Annotated in this window: 21 protein-coding genes; 7 read left to right on the top strand and 14 right to left on the bottom strand. The window is 75.6% G+C overall.

All coding sequences use genetic code 11. The features are described from left to right. Positions 1 to 30: 30 nt before the first annotated feature. A complete protein-coding gene (locus HC251_RS17780) occupies positions 31 to 1,077 on the top strand; it encodes an LLM class F420-dependent oxidoreductase (RefSeq protein WP_219941948.1) in 1,047 nt (348 codons plus the stop codon). A gap of 18 nt (positions 1,078 to 1,095) precedes the next feature. On the opposite strand, the gene HC251_RS17775 is transcribed toward HC251_RS17780, so the two are convergent. From HC251_RS17775 to HC251_RS17765, 3 genes are all read right to left on the bottom strand, one after another. Further along, positions 1,096 to 1,929: an ABC transporter permease gene (locus tag HC251_RS17775; RefSeq protein ID WP_219941947.1), complete on the bottom strand. Its 834-nt coding sequence runs from the start codon at positions 1,927 to 1,929 to the stop codon at positions 1,096 to 1,098. Next, positions 1,926 to 2,909: an ATP-binding cassette domain-containing protein gene (locus HC251_RS17770; protein ID WP_219941946.1), complete on the bottom strand. Its 984-nt coding sequence runs from the start codon at positions 2,907 to 2,909 to the stop codon at positions 1,926 to 1,928. The genes HC251_RS17775 and HC251_RS17770 overlap by 4 nt, the downstream gene beginning before the upstream one ends. A 161-nt stretch (positions 2,910 to 3,070) precedes the next feature. Next, a complete protein-coding gene (locus HC251_RS17765) occupies positions 3,071 to 3,931 on the bottom strand; it encodes a PadR family transcriptional regulator (RefSeq protein ID WP_219941945.1) in 861 nt (286 codons plus the stop codon). Between the two features lie 130 nt (positions 3,932 to 4,061). On the opposite strand from HC251_RS17765, the gene bioB reads away from it, so the two are divergent. The 3 genes from bioB to HC251_RS17750 are packed head-to-tail and all read left to right on the top strand — an operon-like array spanning position 4,062 to position 5,788. Further along, a complete protein-coding gene (gene bioB, locus HC251_RS17760) occupies positions 4,062 to 5,141 on the top strand; it encodes a biotin synthase BioB (RefSeq protein WP_219941944.1) in 1,080 nt (359 codons plus the stop codon). A gap of 2 nt (positions 5,142 to 5,143) precedes the next feature. Beyond that, complete coding sequence (locus HC251_RS17755; protein ID WP_219941943.1) at positions 5,144 to 5,347, top strand: hypothetical protein; 204 nt, start codon at positions 5,144 to 5,146, stop codon at positions 5,345 to 5,347. A gap of 30 nt (positions 5,348 to 5,377) precedes the next feature. After that, positions 5,378 to 5,788, top strand: coding sequence for a hypothetical protein (locus tag HC251_RS17750; RefSeq protein ID WP_219941942.1), 411 nt, complete (start codon positions 5,378 to 5,380; stop codon positions 5,786 to 5,788). 49 nt (positions 5,789 to 5,837) lie between these two features. Here the strand turns inward: HC251_RS17750 and HC251_RS17745 are convergent, their stop codons facing one another. The 6 genes from HC251_RS17745 to HC251_RS17720 all read right to left on the bottom strand — a co-directional run bounded on the left by HC251_RS17745 (position 5,838) and on the right by HC251_RS17720 (position 12,024). After that, positions 5,838 to 6,677 carry a hypothetical protein gene (locus HC251_RS17745; RefSeq protein ID WP_219941941.1) on the bottom strand — a complete coding sequence of 280 codons (840 nt, stop codon included), beginning with the start codon at positions 6,675 to 6,677 and terminating at the stop codon, positions 5,838 to 5,840. A gap of 59 nt (positions 6,678 to 6,736) precedes the next feature. After that, the gene (locus HC251_RS17740) at positions 6,737 to 8,332 is read right to left on the bottom strand and encodes a protein kinase (protein ID WP_219941940.1); all 1,596 of its coding nucleotides are present in this window, start codon (positions 8,330 to 8,332) and stop codon (positions 6,737 to 6,739) included. 69 nt (positions 8,333 to 8,401) lie between these two features. Continuing rightward, the gene (locus HC251_RS17735; protein WP_219941939.1) at positions 8,402 to 9,271 is read right to left on the bottom strand and encodes a hypothetical protein; all 870 of its coding nucleotides are present in this window, start codon (positions 9,269 to 9,271) and stop codon (positions 8,402 to 8,404) included. 159 nt (positions 9,272 to 9,430) lie between these two features. Continuing rightward, positions 9,431 to 10,060 carry a 3'-5' exonuclease gene (locus HC251_RS17730; RefSeq protein WP_219941938.1) on the bottom strand — a complete coding sequence of 210 codons (630 nt, stop codon included), beginning with the start codon at positions 10,058 to 10,060 and terminating at the stop codon, positions 9,431 to 9,433. A gap of 90 nt (positions 10,061 to 10,150) precedes the next feature. Further along, a complete protein-coding gene (locus HC251_RS17725; RefSeq protein WP_255566466.1) occupies positions 10,151 to 10,471 on the bottom strand; it encodes a WhiB family transcriptional regulator in 321 nt (106 codons plus the stop codon). A 152-nt stretch (positions 10,472 to 10,623) separates the two neighbouring features. Beyond that, a complete protein-coding gene (locus HC251_RS17720; protein WP_370651256.1) occupies positions 10,624 to 12,024 on the bottom strand; it encodes a PhoH family protein in 1,401 nt (466 codons plus the stop codon). Positions 12,025 to 12,298: 274 nt separating this feature from the next. On the opposite strand from HC251_RS17720, the gene HC251_RS17715 reads away from it, so the two are divergent. Beyond that, on the top strand, positions 12,299 to 12,757 hold the full coding sequence (locus HC251_RS17715) for an SET domain-containing protein (RefSeq protein WP_219941936.1): 459 nt from the start codon (positions 12,299 to 12,301) through the stop codon (positions 12,755 to 12,757). Here the strand turns inward: HC251_RS17715 and HC251_RS17710 are convergent. Together HC251_RS17710 and HC251_RS17705 are read right to left on the bottom strand one after the other, a co-directional pair. After that, positions 12,754 to 13,173: an HIT family protein gene (locus HC251_RS17710; protein WP_219941935.1), complete on the bottom strand. Its 420-nt coding sequence runs from the start codon at positions 13,171 to 13,173 to the stop codon at positions 12,754 to 12,756. The two genes, HC251_RS17715 and HC251_RS17710, sit on opposite strands and share 4 nt — an antisense overlap. Then, positions 13,173 to 14,336, bottom strand: a complete 1,164-nt coding sequence (locus HC251_RS17705; RefSeq protein ID WP_219941934.1) for an aminotransferase class V-fold PLP-dependent enzyme — start codon at positions 14,334 to 14,336, stop codon at positions 13,173 to 13,175. Before HC251_RS17705 ends, HC251_RS17710 begins: the two co-directional genes overlap by 1 nt. Positions 14,337 to 14,379: 43 nt before the next feature. On the opposite strand from HC251_RS17705, the gene HC251_RS17700 reads away from it, so the two are divergent. After that, positions 14,380 to 15,015: a class I SAM-dependent methyltransferase gene (locus HC251_RS17700; protein WP_219941933.1), complete on the top strand. Its 636-nt coding sequence runs from the start codon at positions 14,380 to 14,382 to the stop codon at positions 15,013 to 15,015. 4 nt (positions 15,016 to 15,019) lie between these two features. Here the strand turns inward: HC251_RS17700 and HC251_RS17695 are convergent, their stop codons facing one another. The 3 genes from HC251_RS17695 to HC251_RS17685 form a co-directional block, all read right to left on the bottom strand. Then, a complete protein-coding gene (locus HC251_RS17695) occupies positions 15,020 to 15,754 on the bottom strand; it encodes a PP2C family serine/threonine-protein phosphatase (RefSeq protein ID WP_219941932.1) in 735 nt (244 codons plus the stop codon). Between the two features lie 84 nt (positions 15,755 to 15,838). Then, a complete protein-coding gene (locus HC251_RS17690; protein WP_255566465.1) occupies positions 15,839 to 17,077 on the bottom strand; it encodes a CaiB/BaiF CoA-transferase family protein in 1,239 nt (412 codons plus the stop codon). 52 nt (positions 17,078 to 17,129) lie between these two features. Next, positions 17,130 to 18,149, bottom strand: coding sequence for a DUF4436 family protein (locus HC251_RS17685; RefSeq protein WP_219941931.1), 1,020 nt, complete (start codon positions 18,147 to 18,149; stop codon positions 17,130 to 17,132). 108 nt (positions 18,150 to 18,257) lie between these two features. Between HC251_RS17685 and HC251_RS17680 the strand changes: the two genes are divergently transcribed. Next, positions 18,258 to 19,706: an OB-fold domain-containing protein gene (locus tag HC251_RS17680; protein WP_219941930.1), complete on the top strand. Its 1,449-nt coding sequence runs from the start codon at positions 18,258 to 18,260 to the stop codon at positions 19,704 to 19,706. Positions 19,707 to 19,729 lie beyond the last annotated feature (23 nt).

Here is a 19,729-nt window from a genome sequence, read left to right as displayed (position 1 = left end):
ACACGGGGCGGGGGCGGTACGGTCCTGCCCATGGCTGCTGACCTCAAGCTCGGACTCGTCCTCGGGTACTGGTTCGCCCAGCCCCCGTCAGGGGTCGCCGAGCAGATCGCCACCGCCGAGGACCTGGGCTTCGACTCGGTGTGGTCGGCCGAGGCCTACGGCTCCGACTGCTTCACCCCGCTGGCGTGGTACGGCTCGCAGACCACCCGGCTGCAGCTGGGCACGGCCGTGTGCCAGATGGCGGCCCGCACCCCGGTGGCCACGGCCATGAGCGCCCTGACGCTCGACCACCTGACCGGCGGGCGCTTCATCCTCGGGCTCGGGGCGTCGGGCCCCCAGGTCGTCGAGGGCTGGTACGGACAGCCCTACCCCCGGCCGCTGGAGCGGACGCGGGAGTACATCTCGGTCGTCCGCGACGTCCTGGCGCGCGAGGAGCCCGTCCAGATCGACGGCAAGCACTACCAGCTGCCCCGCACCGGCGAGGGGACGACGGGGCTGGGCAAGCCGCTCAAGTCGATCACCCACCCGCTGCGGGCGGACCTGCCGATCTACCTCGGGGCCGAGGGGCCCAAGAACGTGGCCCTGGCGGCCGAGATCGCCGACGGCTGGCTGCCCATGTTCATGTCGCCCGGTCTCGACCCCCTGTACCGGACGAGCCTGGAGGAGGGGTGGGGCCGGCCCGGCGCCCGGCGCGGGCCCGACGACTTCGAGGTGGCCAACCTGGTCCAGATCGTCATCGACGACGACGTGGAGAAGGCGGCGGACCAGGTCCGCATGTCGCTCGGCTTCTACATCGGGGGCATGGGCGCCAAGGAGGTCAACTTCCACGCCGACCTGTTCAGCCGCATGGGCCACGCCGACGCCGTGGAGGAGATCCAGGGGCTGTTCCTGTCGGGGCGCAAGGAGGAGGCCATCGCCTCGGTCCCCCTCGCGCTCGTCGAGGACGTCGCCCTCATCGGCCCCGCCGACAAGATCCGCGAGGACCTCGAGCGCTGGCGCGAGACGTGCATCACCACCCTCCTCGTGGCCGGCCCGCCCCAGCAGATGAGGACGATCGCCGACCTCGTCCGCGGCTGACCCCCCGGTTCGGACTGGTCAGCGGGTCGCCGAGCGCCACGACGCCAGGGGTACGAACACCGCCAGCAGGGCGGCCGACCACACCAGCGCCAGCACGACCCAGTGCCCCGTCGTGTGGTCGAGCCCGACGGCCTGCGGGCCGCCGTGCATGAGCGAGCGGACGGCGTTGGTCATGGCCGTGACCGGCTGGTGGTCCGCGAAGGCCTGCATCCACCCCGGCATCGAGTCGACCGGCACGTAGGCGCTCGACACGAAGGTGAAGGGGAACACCAGGAGGGCCATCCCCTGTGCCGCCTGGGCGCTCCCGGCCACCAGGCCCAGGGTGATGAACAGCCACCCGAAGGCCACCCCGAACAGCACGATCAGGGCGTAGGCGACGATCACGTCGACGGCCTCGCCGCCGGTGCGGAACCCGACGGCGTAGCCCAGCGCGGCGGTGATCCCGAGCCCCCAGACGAGCAGCCCGGCATCGGCCAGGGAGCGCCCGGCCACGATGGCCACCCGGGGGATGGGCAGCGACCGGAGCCGGTCGTAGACCCCGGTCTCGGTGTCCTCGGCGACCCCGGCGGCGGTGCCGGCACCGGTGAAGAGGATGCTCGAGACGAGGAAGCCGGGGACGAGGAAGTCGACGTAGTCCAGCCCGCCGGCCTGGATGGCGCCGCCGAACACGTACCGGAAGATGAGCAGGAACATGGCGCCCTGGACGGTGCTGACGACCACCAGCTGCGGGGTGCGGGCGAACTGCCGCACGGTCCGCCCGGCGACGGTGAGCGTGGCGGTGACGAGGCCGGCGCCAGGTGACGCGGCGGGGCCGTCGGTCGTGGGGGGTGCGGGGGAGAGGGTCGTGGTCACGGGGTGGGCTCCTCGATCAGGTCGGGGGTGGTGGACGTGTGGCCGGTGAGGGCGAGGAAGACCTCGTCGAGGGTGGGGCGGCGGAGCCCGACGTCGTCGACGGTGATGCCCTCGTGGGCCAGGGCGAGGACCGCCTCGGTCAGGTCGTCGGCGCCGCGCCCGGCGTTGACGGCGGCGCGGGTGCCGTCGTCGTCGGCCCGGGCCTCGCTCTCGCCGACCCGGCCCAGGAGGTCGAGGACGCGGGGGATGTCGGCGGGGTCGTGGGGCCGGACCTCGACCACGTCGGCGCCGGCCCGACGCTTGAGGTCGTCGGGCGTGCCGCTGGCCACGACCCGACCGTGGTCGAGGATGACGACGTCGCGGGCGAGCTGGTCGGCCTCCTCGAGGTACTGCGTGGTGAGGAGGACGTCGGTGCCGCCGGCGACGAGGGTCCGGATGGCGGCCCAGAGCTCGCTGCGACTGCGGGGGTCCAGCCCGGTGGTCGGCTCGTCGAGCAGCAGGAGCCGGGGTCGGCCGACGAGGCTGGCGCCCAGGTCGAGCCGCCGGCGCATGCCCCCGGAGTAGGTGCGGACGAGGCGGCCACCCGCCTCGGTCAGGGCGAGCTCGTCGAGGACGGCGTCGGCCCGGCGGGCGGCCTCGCCCCGGTCGAGGCCGAAGAGGTGGCCGACCATGCGGAGGTTCTCCCGGCCGGTCATCGCCGGCTCCACCGAGGCGGACTGGCCGGCCAGGCCGATGCACCGGCGGACCCGGGCGGGGTGGGCGAGGGCGTCGATGCCGGCGACGTGCAAGGTGCCCGCATCCGGCCGGGCCAGGGTGGCGACGTGGCGGACGAAGGTCGTCTTGCCGGCCCCGTTGGGGCCGAGCAGGGCGACGACCCGACCGGGCTCGGCCACCAGGTCCAGGTGGTCGAGGGCGGTGACGGCGCCGAAGCGGGTGGTGAGGCCGCGGGCCTCGATGAGGGGGGCGTGGGTGGGTGTCATGGATCTCCCGTGGAGGGACGGGCGATCCGGGCCGGGGGCCGACCTACCATCGGGGGTGCAACGGACCGAGGTGGTGCCGGTCGACGACCGGGATCGCTTTGGTGTCGTGAGGTGGGACCGGGCCGCGTTGCCGCGCGACCCGGTCCCGCCGAGGGGTGGGGCTAGGCGTCCGAGGGGCGCCTCCGGCTGCGTCGGGGAACGGCTGCCTTGGCCGCCGCCTTGACGTCCTTGGCCGCGGCCTTGGTCCGCTTGGCCTGGACCCGCAGCTCGTCGGCCTCCTCTCGGGTCCGGGCGACGGCATCTTCGACCTGGGCCAGGGCCTGGCGGCGGTCGGCGGCGGCGTCGGACCACGGCGCCCGCACGCCCGAGCGGGCCGGTCCCCCGTCGGCATCGTCGACGTGGGCGCCCTCGGGGTCGAACGCCGTCGAGTCGGACGCGAACCAGCTCCGCCACTCGTCGATCCCGTCGAGCGTCCCGTCGGCCACGGCGCGGGCGATCTCGTCGGTGAGGTCCCGCTCGGCGGCGAGCATGGCGATGGCGTACTCGGTCTCCAGCACGAACAGGCGGGGCAGGCCCTGGGCCGCGGTGGCGGCGAGGGCGGCCCGCTTCTGGGTGAGGATCAGGTCCAGGTTCACGACCCGCTGGGCCAGCAGGTCGCCGGCCACGTCGGGCGGGAGGGCGTGGATGAGCGACAGCGCCGCCTCGAACTGCGGGTACTCCTTGACCGGGGTGGCCACCAGCTCCGACATCCAGTCGACGAGCTCGCGGACCCCGCGCTCGGTGATGGCGTAGACCGTGCGCTCGGGTCGCTTGCCCTCCCGCACGGTCTCCCGCGCCGCGATGAGCCGGCCCCGCTCGAGGTTCTCGACGATCCCGTACAGGGACCCGTAGTTGAGCCGGATGCTCTCGTGCTTCTGCCGGCTCCGGAGCGTCTGGGCCACCTCGTAGGGGTGCATGGGCCGCTCGTAGAGGCAGCACAGCACGGCCAGGGCCAGGGGGTTCGACCGGCGCCAGGGAGCCACTCGGACATGAGTACTCTGTTCCGAGTAGTCGGTCAAGGGTGGGGCCCGTCCTGCTCCGAACCCCGCACGGAGGCGCACCGTCGCGGTGCACTTTCGTGCCGGGAACGGCGGGGTCCGTAACCTCGCCGCCATGTCCGACACGCTGCAGCCGGTCGCCATCGGGCGGAAGCCGGGCCCCGCCGCCACCTCGCGCCCGGAGCTCACCGCCGAGGAGGCCCGCCGGGCCATCCGCGCCGCCGAGGGCGCCCTGCTCGACGAGCGGAGGATGCTCACCCCCGACGAGCTGGCCGCCCTGGCCCACGTCCCCGACGCCTCGGTGCCGTCGCTGGCCTCGCTGGCCCACGACGTGCGGCTGGCGTGGTGCGGGCCCGAGGTGGAGGTCGAGGGCATCCTCTCGGCCAAGACCGGTGGCTGCCCCGAGGACTGCCACTTCTGCAGCCAGTCGTCGAAGTTCGACACGCCGGTGAAGGCCACGCCCTTCCTCGACACCGAGGAGGTGCTGGCCGCGGCCCGGGAGACGGCGGCCCTGGGCGCCAGCGAGTTCTGCATCGTGCTGGCCGTGCGCGGCCCCGACGAGCGGATCATGCAGCGCATCCTCGACCTGGTGCCGATCGTGCGGGAGGAGACGGGGCTCAACGTCGCCGTCTCGGCCGGCATCCTCGACGCCGACCAGGCCCGCCGTCTGGCCGAGGGCGGGGTCCACCGCTACAACCACAACCTGGAGACGGCCCGCTCCTACTTCCCGTCGGTCGTCACCAGCCACTCCTTCGACGAGCGGGTCGCCACCTGCCGGCTCGTGCGCGACAACGGCATGGAGCTGTGCTGCGGCGTGCTGCTGGGCATGGGCGAGACGGTGGACCAGCGCCTCGAGCTGCTGGCCGAGCTCCGCACCGTCGGCCCCGCCGAGGTGCCGGTGAACTTCCTCAAGCCCATGGCCGGCACGCCGTTCGCCGACCGCCCCGCGGTCGAGCCGCTGGAGGCGCTGCGCTGGATCGCCCTGTTCCGGCTGGGCCTGCCCGAGGTGATCCTGCGCTACGCCGGGGGCCGCGAGTTCACCCTCGGCGATCTCCAGGCCATGGGCATGACCTCGGGCATCAACGCCCTCATCATCGGCAACTACCTCACGTACCTGGGGCGCAGCCCGGCCGACGACCTCAAGATGCTCGACGACCTCCGCATGCCGATCGGGATCCTCGGCAAGGTCATCTAGCCGTGCCCGCCGCCGGAGCCGGGGCCGCCCACTGCGACGGGTGCGGGCGCCCGTCGACGGTGTGCGCCGGCTGCCGGTGGGAGTACGACCCGCCCCGCTTCTGCCCCACCTGCGGGCTGCGGCTCGCCGTCGTCGTCAGCCCCGCCGGCCACCGGGCCCGCTGCAAGGTCCACGGCCAGGTCGCCGTGGGCGGCACCGGGGCCTGACGCTCCGGCGCCCTGGGTAGGGTCGTGCCCGTGGAGGTCGTCGTCGGTCCCGTCACCGCCGCGAGCATGGGGGCGTGGGTCGAGTTCGGGCGGCGGCTGCTGCACTCCGCCGGCCCCGGCGCCGACGTCCCCTCCGACGCCGCCTCCGCCTTCGACACCTACCTCGACGAGTGGGAGGGCCTGGCCGCCCACGACGGCGAGGTCACCTGGGCCACCGACGTCGAACCGGAGCTGGCCGAGTACCTCGTCTACGCGTTCTACCGGGTGGCCAAGGACGTCACCGACGAGGCCGGGGGCTCGATCGTCCCCGCCCCGGCGGCGCCGTTCTACTGGCTGCTGGTCGGTGCCCTCCTCGACGCCCTGGCGGGCGAGGGGGGTTCTCGCGCCGAGTTCGCCGCCCACCTCCGGGAGTTCTGGCCCGGCGACCACGAGATCCCGTAGGCCCCTGCCGGCCCCGGTGTCGGCGCTGCGACCTGTCGTCCGACCCCGGCTAGCGCTCGGTCCGGAGGCGGGACAGGCCGGAGCGGGCCTGGGTGACGAGCGTGCCCTGGGGGGTGTGCTCGAGGGCGTCGGCGGCGTGGGCCAGGCGGCGGATCACGACCGGGAGGCGCAGCCACTGGTCGAGCTGGCCCACCACGCCCCGCCGGGCGAGGGGGAAGCTCCGGGCCAGGCGGCGCCGGCCCCCGTTGGCCAGGGGGGCGAGGAGGTCGGCCAGGTGGAGCACGGCGTGGAGCCGGGCCGCCGGGTTCCCCGGTGCCTCGAGCCGGTCCTCCCACAGGTCGAGGTAGGGGCTGAGGTCGTCCTCGGCGGTGACGATGAGCCCCAGGCGGGCCATCGCCGGTGGGCGCCCCGGGCCGGGCGCGGTGGAGAGGGTCCTCAGCCACGCCGCCCGGAGCGTGCGGCGCACGGCGGGCGCCTCGGCCGCCGGCCAGTCCAGCCAGCCGGCCCGGCGCATCCGGGCCCCGACGAGGGTCTCGGGGGCGCCGAGGTCGCCGCGGCAGGCGCGGGTCAGGATCTCGGGCAGGAGGCGCTTGAAGTCGACGTCCTCGCCCCAGGTGATGAGCGCCTTGGTCACGTAACGGTCCAGCACCGACGACGGGATCCGGCCGGGCTGGCGCCCGAGCATCCGCAGCTCGTAGGGGTCGACGCAGTGGTCGCACACCGGCATCGAGGACCGGAACGGGTAGACGGCCAGCACCTCGGCCAGGTCGGTCAGGGCCAGCTCGAGCTGGCGGTTCGGTCCCTCGGCCAACATCTCGGCCTCGCTCGCTCCCGGGATCGACGTGGTGGCCGGCGCTGGCATCGGCCGGTCGAGCAGCGGCGCGGTCATGGGTCCGAGGCTACCGACGGCCCCCTCGCCGATCGGGGATGCGGCGGCGCCCGACGGGGCTACCGGTGGTCGGCCGTCGCGGGGTCGGTGGGCGGGAACACGCCCTCCTGGAGCAGGAACTGGTCGGTGCCGGGCCAGCGGAGCAGGACCTCGGCGTACCCCGTGGGCGGATCGGGCGGACCCGAGCCGGCGGGCCAGGTGTCGTAGCCGATGCGGACGTCGTTCCCCCCGACGCCGACCACCACCAGGCCGAGGCTCGGCTCGCTGGTGTCGGTGCCGATCAGCCGGCCACCCCCGAAGAGGAACACGATGCGCCTGCCGGCGCCGTCCTCGCCGACGACGGCGCCGGCCCCGCTGGCCCGGAACCCGGTGGAGTCGACGACGGTCCAGCTCGGGTAGCGAGCGCCGATCAGCGCCGCCGCCTCGGCCTCGTCGCTCGCCACCGGCGCGGTGGTCGTCGTCGGCGCGGTGGTGGAGGTCGTCGTGGAGGTGGTGGTCGTGGTCGGCGCGGTGGTCGTGGTCGTGGTGGTGGACGAGCTGGACGACGACGCCGTGGAGGACGCCTCGGTCGAGCTGGCGACCGGTGTGGTGGTGGTCGGGGTGGCCTGGTCGTCGTCGCCGTCGGTGAGCACGACGACGATGCCCGCCACCACCGCGGCCAGGACGAGGAGGGCGGCGACCAGCCCCACCACCAGACCGGCCCGACCCCGGTCGGGCCCTGCGTCGGTCCGGGTGACGGCCGCGGGCGGGGCGGCCGCGACCGTCGCGCCCGCCACCGCCGGCGCCGGGACCACCACGTGCGGCATCGGGGTCGGGGCCTGACCGCCGGCCCGGTGGTCGCGCACCGCCTGGATGCGCTGGCCGAAGGTGCGGGCGTCGGGCACCCGGGCGGCGGGGTCCTTGGCCATCCCCGCCTCGACGAGGCGGGCGACCTCGTCGGGGATGCCGTGCTGGCGCAGGTCGGGAGCCCGCTCGTGCACGGCGCGGTACATGACCGGGATGGGCCCCTCGCCCGCGGCGCCGGCGAAGGCGGCCCGGCCGCGGAGGAGGGCGTCCATGGTGGAGGCCAGGGAGTACACGTCGGAGGCCGGCGTGGCCCGGGCCCCGGTGAGGACCTCGGGAGCAGCGTGCAGGACGGTGCCCAGCACGACGCCGGTGGCGGTGTTGTTGGTGTCGGCGACCATGGCGATGCCGAAGTCGGCCAGCTTGGGTGTGCCGTCGTCGCTCAGGAGGACGTTCTCGGGCTTCACGTCCCGGTGGAGCACGCCGGCGGCGTGGGCCGCGGCCAGCGCGTCGGCCAGGCGGGCGCCGACGGCGAGCACCTCGTCGACCGGCAGGGGGCCCTCGGCCAGGCGGTGGGCCAGGGTGCCCCCGGCCACCAGCTCCATGGCCAGGTAGGGCCGCCCGTCGGCGGTCGTGCCGGCGTCGTGCACCGCCACCACGTTGGGGTGCCCCGACAGGGCGCCGACGGCCCCGCACTCCCGCTCGAAGCGCTCGAGGGCGGCGTCGCTGGTGTCGGTGCCGGTGAGGACCTTCACCGCCACCAGCCGCTGCAGGCGGACCTGGCGGGCCCGGTAGACCACGGCGAACCCGCCACGACCGATCTCGACGAGGTCGTCGTAGCCGGGGATCTCCACGGTGTCCGCACCAGGCATGGAGGTCGGAGACTACCGACACGACGAGACGCCATCCGGCGCGCCACCAGGAGGACCCCCGCCCTTCGTTCACGGCTCGGCCTCCGCCGGGCGGGCCACGGCGCGCAGCTGGGCAGCCACGTCGGCCGGCACCAGGTCGTCGGCCAGGGCGAGCAGCTCGTCGACCGAGGGGAGGGCGGCCAGCAGCCAGCGGGCGAAGCACCCGTCGTCCATCCACGCCGCCGCCGGGGGGTCGACGAACGGGGCCACCGACCGCCGGACGGCGGCCGCCGCCGGGTCGCTGGGGGGCTCGGGGGCGGCGGCGAGGGCCCGGATCCGGCCCCAGCCCTCGACGGCGCAGAGGGTCGGATCGTCGACCAGAGCCCGTACCAGGGGAGACGGGAGGGTGCTGGTCAGCGGGTGGTCGGCGTCGACCGTCCCACCGGCGCCGGCGGCGGCGGTGACCACGGCGTCGAGCCAGCAGACCCGCCACCACTCGGCGGCGGGGACCCGCGGGGGCGTGGTGGGGAGGCCCAGCGTGCGCCGCAGCAGGTCCGGGAGGCGGCCGACCGGCGCCTCGCCGCCGGCGGCGAGCCCGGCGAGGTCGGCGCCGTCGAGGTCGACGGCGTGGCTGGTGAGGTGGCCGTCGCGGGTGACGAGCATGGCCACGACGGTGCGGGTGCCGCCCTCGTCGGGCCCGTCGAGCGATCGGGCCCGGGCCGGGGCCACCACGCCCGACGCCGTCCAGGGCGCGGGGACGACCTGGCCGACGAGGGCGTCGGCCGGGTGCACGCCGTCGGGCAGGGCGCACAGCCCGACCTCGACGCCGTCGGCCCCGGGCCGGAGGCGCACGAGGCTGGCGTGGGCGGCGTCGACGTGGGCGCCGGCGATCTGGCGGGCCAGCTCGTCGACGAGGGCAGGGGGGAGGGGACGGGGGGTGGAGCAGGTGGGCTGGGGCACGGCGACCTCCGGACGAAGATGGGCATCCGGCGGTCGGTGGTCCCGACCCTCGAGACCCCCGAGACGGTCGTGGGCCTCGGGGGGTGGGCGGGGAGGGCGGCCGCGACCCTCGAGCCCATCATGCCCACCCCCTGTGACAGCGAGACCTCGGGGGCCGCGTCAGGCGATGGCCGTCGTGCCGCTCTCGGGAGGGTCGAGCCGGTCGATGAAGCGGGCGGCACCGGGCATGCGGCGCTCGGTCAGCACGCGGGCGAGCCGGGCGTCGGAGGAGGCGTAGGCGTGGAGCGCCTCGCGGGAGAGGTCGTGGATCCGCGTCCGGTCGACCTCGACCGGGGCCAGGCCGACGAGGCGGGCGATCGACTTGAGCGAGCACGACACCCGCAGCACCGGCCCGACGTCGCCCCGGTACATCCGGTAGGCGTCGAGGTGGGCGTGGCGGTGCCAGGCCCCCCGGAACCCGCCGGCCAGGCCGGGGAGCGGGTCGCGGATCCGGATCGTCGGGTCCCGCAGCAGCCGCAGGCCGAGGTCGAGCTGGTGGACGCCGGCCCGGTGGGCGAGGAACGGCAGGTCGAAGGCGGCCCCGTTCCAGGTGGCCAGCACGCCGGGGGCCAGCGCCCGCAGCCGTTCGTCGAGGTCGAACAGGATCGTCGACTCCCGCCCGCTGAAGATCTCGTCGTGACCCGGGAGGGAGAGGGCGACGGTCACCACACGGGCGACTCGGGGGTCGAGCCCGTCCGCAGTCGTGTCGGTCTCGATGTCGAGTCCGTAGACGACAGGTCGCCGTGTCATCGAGTCGAAAGGCTACGAGCCATCCGTCACCAGGTGGGGGATGGTCCCGGTCACCTCACCGCGATGCGCGCGACCGCAGGTGGCGGTGGGTCAGACCGCCTCGGCGACCCGGCCGCCGATGGGGGCGGGGACGGCGTAGCCGGCGGCGGCCCGCTCGGCCTCGCTCTCGCCGCCCCAGAGCCCGTACTCGAGGTGGGCGCGGGCGTGGTCCCGGCAGTCGATCCGCACCGGGCAGCGCATGCAGACCTGCCGGGCGGCGGCCTCGCGCCGCAGGCGGGCGGGGGGGCGCTCGGCGTGGGGGGCGAAGAACAGCTCGGTGTGGCCGGAGCAGATGGCCTCGGCCATCCACCGCGGGCGATCGGCCGTCTCCGGGATGTCGAGTGCGGTGTCCGAGCGGTCGTGCGTGGTCACGATCACGGCTGTGGGCTCCCTGGTGGGCGTCGAACACCCAGGGTACGGATGGCCCCTCGCCCTGTCCTGCACTCTGCAAGAGATTGTGGGAATACCTCTGATCGCCAGGAGAGATGGCCGGCGGGCCCGCCGCGGGGACCGCCGGCCCGACGTCAGTCGCCGCTGCCCTCCAGCACGCTCGTGACCAGGGCGGCGACCGCGCTGCGCTCGGCCCGGGCCAGGGTCACGTGGGCGAAGAGGGGGTGGCCGGTGAGCCGCTCGATCACCGACGTGATGCCGTCGTGGCGGCCCACCCGGAGGTTGTCGCGCTGGCCCACGTCGTGGGTCAGCACGACCCGGCTGCCCTCGCCCAGACGGGACAGGGCGGTCAGGAGGACACCCCGCTCGAGGTTCTGGGCCTCGTCGATCACGACGAAGGCGTCGGTGAGGCTCCGGCCCCGGATGTGGGTGAGGGGGAGGACCTCGAGCAGGTCGCGGGCCAGCACCTCCTCGACGACCTCACGGCCGGCGAGGGCGTGGAGGGCGTCGACCACGGCGGCCCCCCACGGGCCCATCTTCTCGTCGCGGTCACCGGGGAGGAAGCCGAGGTCCTGGCCACCGACGGCGTACAGGGGCCGGAAGACCATCACCCGCGTGTGGGTGCCCTGCTCGAGCACCGCCTCGAGCCCCGCGGCCAGGGCCAGCACGCTCTTGCCGGTGCCGGCCCGACCCCCGAGGCTGACGATGCCCACGTCGGGGTCGGCCAGGAGGTCGATGGCGACCCGCTGCTCGGCGCTGCGGCCCCGGACGTCGAACACGGAGCGGTCGCCGGTGATGAGGTGGACCCGCTTGTCGGGGTGGACCCGGCCCAGCGCCGACTGCGACCCGTTGGTCAGGGCCACCCCGGCGTGGCACGGGAGGTCTCGGGCCGCGGCCAGGTCGACCACCTTCTCCTCGAAGAGCTCGTCGATGGCGTCGGCGCCGGCGTCGAGCTCGACGAACCCGGTCCAGCCGGTGTCGCGGGCCTGCTCGTTGCGGTACTCGTCGGCGTCGAGGCCCACGATGCTCGCCTTGAGCCGGAGGGGCAGGTCCTTGGTGACGACGACGACGTCGCGGCCCTCGTCGGCCAGGTTCCGGGCCACGGCGAGGATGCGGTGGTCGTTGTTGTCGGCGGTGAGCGCCGGCGGCAGCGACCGGGTGTCCTGGTGGTTCAGCTCGACCCGCAGGGTGCCGCCGGCGTCGTTCACGGGGAGCGCCTCGATCAGCGAGCCGTGGGCCAGGCGCAGCCGCTCGAGGGCGCGCAGCGCCTCCCGGGCGGCCCACCCCAGCTCGGGGTGGTTGCGCTTGGCCTCGAGCTCGCTCAGCACCACCACGGGCAGGACCACCTCGTGCTCGGCGAACCGCGCCAGGCAGGCGGGGTCGGCGAGCAGCACGGAGGTGTCCAGCACGTGGGTGCGCGGGCGCGTCGAGGCAGAGGTCAGATCGGGCACGGGCCCTCCCGGCGGTGGGCGTCGGTGGCGTCGACGGAGGACGGGAGCCCCCGCCGACGGGGATGGTCGGTCACCGCCGCCCATGCAACACCCCCCGCCCGCCCGCCGGGGGGATGGTGGGGCCGTCGGCGGGGGAGTTCACCGAGCCGTCACATCGCCGTCTCGCGGCGGACGGCGGGGCGACCGACGCCGGCCGGGGAGGGGCCACCCGCCCCGGCGGCGGAACGTCGCCCGGCCCGTCGGGCTCTCACGTCCGGACCGGTGGTGGGGTGACCTCAGGTGGGGGGCCCGATCACCGGTCCGCCGCGCCCAGGGCGGCGCGGATGCGGGCCGCGGCCGGGTGCGGCAGGCTGCGGTCGTGGGTGACCGTTCGCCGGCGGGCTGGCCGTCGGAGGTCTGGGCCTCGGCCGCCATCCGGATCGGCCCGTCGCCCATCGAGGGGTCGGGCGCCGTCGCGGGTCGGGACCTGCCGGCGGGGACGGTGATCGCCCGCCTGGGCGGGACGGTGGTCTCGACCGCCGATCGGGACGCGCTGATCGCCGCCCGCGGGGCTGATCCCTCGCGGCCCTACGTCGACAACGTCACCGTCGGACCCGACGCCCACCTGGTGCTCCCGCCGGCGACGCCGCTCCACCACCTCAACCACTCGTGCGATCCCACCGTCCGCGTCGACCTGACGACCGGCGAGCTCGTGACCCGGCGCCCGGTCCCGGCGGGGGAGGAGCTCACCACGGACTACGCCCTGATCTCCGGCCCCGGAGCGCCGTCGATGCGGTGCCGGTGCGGGACCTCGGCCTGCCGGGGGATCGTGCCCTAGACCGCGAGGGCGGCGCTGATGCGCGCCGCCGCCTCGACCATCTGGGCGTCGCCGTCGTAGCGGGAGCGGGGCCAGAAGAAGCCCCGGAGGCCGTCGCCCTTGGTGCGGGGCACCACGTGGACGTGCAGGTGCGGGACGCTCTGGCTCACCCGGTTGTTCATGGCCACGAACGTCCCCTTGGCCCCCATGGCCTCCTCCACCGCGCCGGCCAGGGCCCGGGCCCGGGCGAAGAGCGGCTCGACCTGGTCGGGAGGGAGGTCGGTCAGGGTCTCGTGGTGCTCTCGGGGGACGAGGAGGACGTGGCCGGGGAACAGCGGGCGCACGTCGAGGAACGCCACGGCCGCGTCGTCGTCGAGCACGAGGTGGGCGGGCTCGTCGCCGGCGACGATGGCGCAGAACACGCACGCCTTCGCCATCAGCCCCGCCCCACGGCCCGGGTGAGCGAGGCCAGCAGCCGGTCGACGTCCTCGTCGGTGTTGAAGCGGTGGGCCGACACCCGGATCGACGTCCCCCGCACGCTGACGTGGACCCGGTCGTCGGCCAGGCGGGAGGCCAGCTCGGCGGCGTCGATCCCGGTCTCGGCCAGCGACAGGCCGACCAGGTGGGGCGATCGCTGCTCGGGCGGCGGGGCGGTGAGGCCCAGCTCGGTGGCGCCGGCGGCGACCCGGTCGATCAGGGGTCGGGCGTGGGCCGCGGTGGCGGCCGGGCCCCAGTCCCGCACCAGCTGGAGGCCGGCCAGGGCCACGCCCATCAGGCTGTGCTGGGAGCCCTCGCCCATGTCGTAGCGGCGCGCCCCGGGCCGGTACCCGTCGGAGGGCGAGGTCAGGGCGGCGAAGTCCTCGGCGCCGGCCCGCCCGATCCACGAGTGCTCCAGGGGCCGGCCCTCCCGCCACGCCGGGGCGAACCAGGCGAACCCGAGCGAGTACGGGCCGAGCAGCCACTTGTACGTCGCCCCGGCGACCACGTCGGGGGCGACGGCGGCGGCGTCGAAGGGCACCACGCCGAGCGACTGGGCCACGTCGACCGCCAGCAGGGCGCCGACGGCGCGCGTCGCGGCGCGGAGGGCGACGAGGTCGAATGGGGTGCCGTCGGTCCAGTGGCAGGCGGGCGCCGAGACCAGGGCGACCTGCTCGCCCCGCCGCTCCACCTCGGCCAGGAGCGGGCCGCAGCGGTCGGGGCCGTCGGCCGGGACCCGCACCACCTCGGCCCCGGCCCGGGCGGCGGCCTCGGTCCAGGGCAGCAGGGCGGACGGGAACTCGTCGGCGGGCACGAGCACGACCTGGCCCGCGGTCAGGGGGAGGTTGGCGGCGAAGGTCGACAGGCCGTAGCTCACCGCCGGGGTGACGGCCACCCCGTCGGCGTCGGCGCCGAGGAGCTCGGCCACCAGGCTCCGGTAGGTCTCGGCCGGGACGAAGAAGTCGTCCGCCGCGATCGTCCACGGGCGGGCCTTGCGGTCCAGCGCCGACCAGCCCGCCTCGACGGCGCTGCGGGGCAGCGGGCCCATGTAGGCGCAGTTGAGGTAGGTGACGTCGGGGGGGAGGTGGAACGCGGATCGGGGATCGCCGGCGACCTCGGGCATCGTCGGATCATGGCAGGGCGGCGATCTGTGGTGCACTGGCGCGATGGCCCTGCGCGACCGGATCTTCGCCCGCGTCTACGACCGGGTGCTGGCTCCCCTCGAGGAGGCGGGGCTGCAGACGTGGCGGGCCGAGCTGCTCGCCGACCTCTCCGGCACCGTGGTCGAGATCGGCGCGGGGACCGGCGCCAACCTGCCCCACTACCCGGCGGCCGTCGACCGGCTGGTGCTCACCGAGCCCGAGCCGCTCATGCTGCGCCAGCTGCGCGACCGGGTCGACCGGGCGCCCGCCGGCGTCGACGTCACCGCCCGGCGGGCCACGGCGTCGTCGCTGCCGCTGGGGGAGGGCGAGGCCGACGCCGTCGTCGCCACCCTCGTGCTGTGCACCGTCCCGGAGCCCGACGCCGTCCTCGCCGAGGCCCGGCGGGTCCTGCGCCCCGGCGGCCGGCTGGTGTTCCTCGAGCACGTCGCCGCCGACGACCGGCCCGAGCGGCTGCGGCGCCAGCGGATGCTCGACCCGTTCTGGCCCCACCTGGCCGGGGGCTGCCGCCTGACCCGGCGGACCGAGGCCGCCATCGTCGACGCCGGGTTCCGCATCACGTCGATCACCCGCGAGAGCGCCCGCAAGGCCCCCACCGTGATCCGTCCCATGATCCGGGGCACGGCGGTCGCGCCCGCCTGAGGGGTCAGCCGGCGGGGGTGAGCACCGGCAGCTGGCCGGTGTCGTCGGTGGCGACGTGGGCGGGGACGAGCTCGACCACGGCGGCGGTGGCGTCGTCGCGGGTGCCGGCCGCGGCGGCGGCGTCGACGAGGGCGGCCGCACCGAGCCCGGAGCGGGCGGCGATGACCTCGGGGCCCAGGGCGCCGTGCACGCCGTCGCTGCAGAGGACGAGGCGGTCGCCGGGGCGCACCTCGAACGTGCACATCTCCACCTCCACCTGGGCGTGGGTGCCCAGCGCCCGGGTCAGGACGTGCCGCCGCTCGGCGGCGTCGACCGGGTCGCTCCCCAGCTCGAGGAGCAGGGCCTCCCAGGTGTGGTCGGTCGTGACCACCCCGGCCACGCCGTCGCGGACCCGGTAGACGCGGCTGTCGCCGACCCACGCGACCACGACGTTGGGGGTCTCGGGGTCGGGCTGGTCGACGACCACGACCGTGGTGCCCATGCCGGACGGTCCGCCGTCCTCGGCCCGGGCCCGGATGCGGGCGTTGGCCCGCAGGATCGCCCGCCGGGGCTCCTCCAGCCGTCCGCCCCGCCGCTCGTTCAGCGTGTCCACCGCGACCTGGGCCGCCACCTCGCCGCCCTGGCGCCCGCCCATCCCGTCGGCCAGCACGACCCGGGACGCGCTCGTGGCGACCCGGTCCTGGTTGCTCGACCGGCCCGACCCGATCCGGCTGGCGGTGGTGGTGCGGAAGACGTGCATGATCACTCCTCCGTCGGACGGTACGGCGCCGACCTGAGAGTTGGCCGAGGACGGGCGGACTCCCGGCGGGGAGGGGTCCCCCTCTCAGCCGACCACGCCGTCGGCGCGGAGGGCGGCGATCGAGTCGGCGTCGAGGCCCAGCTCCTCGGCCAGGATGGCGTCGGTGTGCTCGCCCAGCCACGGCACGCGGGTCTCGGGCCCCTCGGCCACCCCGCTGATCTTCACCGGGTTGCCCGGCACCAGGACCGGCTGCTCGACGCCGTCGGTGCGCGGCACCTCCACGAGCATGTTGCGGGCGGCGACGTGGGGGTCGGCGACGACCTGCTCGTCGGACAGGCACGGCCCCGAGGCCACCCCGACGGCGCCGAGGGCCCGGGCCGCTTCCATCGACGTCTTGTCGGCCGCCCACGTCTCGATGCCGTCCCGGAGGACGTCGAGGTGGTCGAGCCAGCCCTGCCGGGTGGCGAAGCGCTCGTCGGCGGCCCACTCGGGGCGTCCGATGGCCTCGACCAGCCGGGCGAACTGGTGCTCGCGGCCGACCTGGACGACGAACCAGCCGTCGCGCGCCCGGAACCCGTGCATCAGGAGCGGGCCCAGCTCGCCGCCCCGCAGCCCCATCGACCAGAAGTTGGTGACGATGTCGGTCATGGCGACCATGGCGTCGAGCATGGCGACGTCGACGTGGCTGCCCCGGCCCGTCTGGTCGCGGTGGCGGAGCGCCGCCAGCACGCCGATGACCCCGAACAGGGCGGTCCCGATGTCGCCGAGGGCGCCGACCGGGGCGACGACCGGCGGGTCGTCGCCCTGGCGCTTCATCTCGTAGATGCCGGACATGGCCTCGACGATGGGGGCGAAGGCGGGCATGTCGGCGTAGGGCGAGCCGCTGCTCCCGAAGCCGCTCACGCTCAGGTAGACGACCGCGGGGTGGACGGCGGCCACGTCGTCGTAGGCCAGGCCCAGCCGGGCCAGGGCGCCGCCCTTGAAGTTCTCGGCGACCACGTCGAAGCGGCGCGCCAGGTCGAGCACCAGCTGCCGGCCCCGGTCCGACTTGAGGTCGACGCACATCGAGCGCTTGTTCAGGTTGGTCCGCAGGAAGGTGGCCCCGACCCGGCGGCCCTCGGGGTCGGTCATGGCGGGTAGCGACCCACGACCCTGGTCGCCGGTGCCGACCGCCTCGACCTTCACCACCTCGGCCCCGAGCCGGGTCAGCAGCTGGGTCGCCCACGGGAGGGCCTGCATCTGCTCGAGGGCGAGGATGCGCACCCCGTCGAGGGGCCGTCCGTGCACCAGGTCGTCGGGGTCCACCACGTCACCGAGCTTCACCACGCGGACCGTAGCCGCCGGATCTGACGGCCCGTCAGGTCGCTGGGTCGGGTCAGGTGCGAGGCGTGGGCGAGTCGGGTTCCTGCGGGGCTCGCCGGACGCGGATGTTCCAGGAGCCGACCATGGCCACCAGCGTGAGGGCGACGATGCCGACCGCCCAGTAGAACGCGGCCAGGTCGACCAGCGACCCCGACGGCGGGTTGCCGGGCAGCGCGTTCCGCAGGGGCGGCAGGGCGAACAGCACACCGATGAGGAAGCCCCAGGACCAGGCGGGCGAGCCGATGCCGTGGACGACGGTGGTCCACCCCAGCGAGGCCGAGGCGATGGCGAGCAGCCAGCAGACGAGCACGAAGAACCCGGCCCAGCCGATGACCGTCCCGCGCCGGGCGACGGCGAGCTCGACGATGGCGGCGTCGTCGGTCAGGGCCTCCTCGGCGACGTCCAGGGTGAAGCCGGTGTCGCTCGACCGCACCGAGAGGCGGACGGGGATGGGTCGATCCTGGTCGCCGTCCCGGAGGGCGGCCACGAGCAGGGTGGCGCGGTACCGGTCGACCGGGTAGCGCGTGGCCCGGGACTCGGCGAGGGGGATGGTCGCCGTCGCCGTGCCCGGCGGCTGCCCGGCCGGGAGCGTGATCGCGCTCTGGCCGGCGTCGTCGTTGACGACCAGCACCACCTCCTCGGTCAGCGCGCCCGAGGCGAACAGGTCGTTCTCCTCCTCGGGCGTGGTCGCGCTCCGCTCCACGACGAGGCGGACGAGCATCTCCCCGCTCGTGGCGTCCACCGTGCGCACCGTCGCCCGGACGTCGAGCAGGGCGGTGCGGTCCTCGTCGGGCGGCAAGACGTCGCCCGCCTGGGCGGGGACGAGGAGCAAGGCGACGGCGGTGCCGGCCAGCGGCCCCAGGATGCCGAGCACCAGGGCGACGACCCCCACCCGCCGGGCCCGTCGCCGCGACCAGGGGGCCACGAACGCCTGACGGGCCCGATCGGCCCGTCGGAGCCGGGCGGCCTCGGCCGCGATGGCGGCCTCGTCGGGGCGCGACGGGTCAGGGGGTGCGGTGTCGGGGGAGGGCACGGCTCGCCCACCGTAGGGGCCCACGGTCAGATCGACGACAGAGGGGTGGGCGCCAGCCTCCCCGGAGTCGATCTGACGGGTCGTCAGATCTCCTCGTAGGCTCGACCCATGCGCGGCATCCTCGCCTTCGGCGGCCACCTGCCCCACCGTCGCCTCGACCGCTCGACCATCGCGGCGGTGGCCGGCGGCGGGGGCGGCAAGGGCACCCGCACCGTCGCCGGCTACGACGAGGACGCCACCACCTTGGCGGTGGAGGCGGCCCGGGGCGTGGTGCGCTCGTCGCCGGTCGTGCCCGCCGCCCTCTGGTTCGCCACCACCACCCCGACCTACGCCGACAAGACCAACGCCACCGCCATCCACGCCGCCCTCCGGCTCCCACCGCAGACGATGGCCGCCGACATGGTCGGCGCCGCCCGCTCGTCGGTGGCCGCCCTGGTGGCCGGCCTCGCCGGCGGCGGGCCGACCCTCGTGGTCGCCGGCGACGTGCGCCCCGGGCTGCCCGGCAGCGCCGACGAGGCCGCCGGGGCCGACGCCGGTGCGGCGCTGCTCGTGGGCGACGACACCGCCGTCGCACCCGTCCTGGCCGAGCTGGTGGGGCGGGCCGCCCGCACCGAGGAGTTCCTCGACCGCTGGCGCACCCCGGGCGACGGGCGCACCCGGCAGTGGGAGGAGCGCTTCGGCGAGAAGCGCTACGTCCCCCTCGGGACCGCCGCCTTCGCCGCCGCCCTCGCCGACGCCGGCCTCACCGCCGACGACGTCACCCGCCTCGTCATCGCCAGCCCCCACGCCCGGGCGGCCAAGGCCGTGGTCCGCGGCCTCGGCGTGGCGAAGGAGGCGCTGGCCGACGACCTCGGCGCGACGGTCGGCAACCCCGGCGCGACCCAGCCGCTGCTGCTGCTGGCCGCCGCCCTCGAGCAGGCCGCCCCGGGCGACGTGGTCGTCCTCCTCTCGCTCGCCGACGGCGCCGACGCCCTCGTCTTCCGGGCCACCGACGCCCTGGCGGCCCACGAGCCGGCCCGTCCCATCGCCGACCAGGTCGCCGCCGGCGCACCGCTCCCGTACCCGACGTTCCTGCGCTGGCGGGGCCTGCTCGCCACCGAGCCGCCCCGACGCCCCGAGCCGGCCCGGCCCTCGGCGTCGGCCGCGTCCCGCAACGCCGACTGGAAGTTCGGCTTCGTCGCTTCCGAGGACCGCACCTCCGGCGGCGTGCACATGCCGCCGGCCCGGGCGGCCATGCACGGCGGGGCCATCGACGACATGGAGGCCCGGCCCATGGCCGACGTGGCCGGCACCGTCGTGACCTCCACCGTCGATCGCCTGGCCTACTCACCCAGCCCGCCGATCGTGTTCGCCGTCGTCGACTTCGACGGTGGCGGCCGGCTGCCGGTCGAGCTCACCGACTGCGACGCCGACGAGATCGGCATCGGCGTCCGGGTCGAGATGACCTTCCGCCGCCTGTTCACCGCCGACGGCATCGCCAACTACTTCTGGAAGGCCCGACCGCTGCGGTCGGCCGACGGCACGGTGGTCCGGGTCGCCGCCGAGCAGGCCGGCTGAGGCCGGGTCGAGAGGAGCACACC

The sequence above is a fragment of the Iamia sp. SCSIO 61187 genome, assembly GCF_019443745.1.
In the GTDB taxonomy this organism is placed as follows: Bacteria; Actinomycetota; Acidimicrobiia; order Acidimicrobiales; family Iamiaceae; genus Iamia.
The sequence above is the reverse complement of the archived record's forward strand: the minus strand, read 5'-3'. Positions and strand labels throughout refer to the sequence as shown.

Coding starts and splice junctions, on each gene's coding strand:
- HC251_RS17780 (WP_219941948.1), top strand. CDS start 31: ATGGCTGCTGACCTCAAGCTCGGACTCGTCCTCGGGTACTGGTTCGCC.
- HC251_RS17770 (WP_219941946.1), bottom strand. CDS start 2,909: ATGACACCCACCCACGCCCCCCTCATCGAGGCCCGCGGCCTCACCACC.
- bioB (WP_219941944.1), top strand. CDS start 4,062: ATGTCCGACACGCTGCAGCCGGTCGCCATCGGGCGGAAGCCGGGCCCC.
- HC251_RS17745 (WP_219941941.1), bottom strand. CDS start 6,677: ATGACCGCGCCGCTGCTCGACCGGCCGATGCCAGCGCCGGCCACCACG.
- HC251_RS17740 (WP_219941940.1), bottom strand. CDS start 8,332: ATGCCTGGTGCGGACACCGTGGAGATCCCCGGCTACGACGACCTCGTC.
- HC251_RS17730 (WP_219941938.1), bottom strand. CDS start 10,060: ATGACACGGCGACCTGTCGTCTACGGACTCGACATCGAGACCGACACG.
- HC251_RS17720 (WP_370651256.1), bottom strand. CDS start 12,024: ATGGGCGGCGGTGACCGACCATCCCCGTCGGCGGGGGCTCCCGTCCTC.
- HC251_RS17710 (WP_219941935.1), bottom strand. CDS start 13,173: ATGGCGAAGGCGTGCGTGTTCTGCGCCATCGTCGCCGGCGACGAGCCC.
- HC251_RS17705 (WP_219941934.1), bottom strand. CDS start 14,336: ATGCCCGAGGTCGCCGGCGATCCCCGATCCGCGTTCCACCTCCCCCCC.
- HC251_RS17700 (WP_219941933.1), top strand. CDS start 14,380: ATGGCCCTGCGCGACCGGATCTTCGCCCGCGTCTACGACCGGGTGCTG.
- HC251_RS17695 (WP_219941932.1), bottom strand. CDS start 15,754: ATGCACGTCTTCCGCACCACCACCGCCAGCCGGATCGGGTCGGGCCGG.
- HC251_RS17680 (WP_219941930.1), top strand. CDS start 18,258: ATGCGCGGCATCCTCGCCTTCGGCGGCCACCTGCCCCACCGTCGCCTC.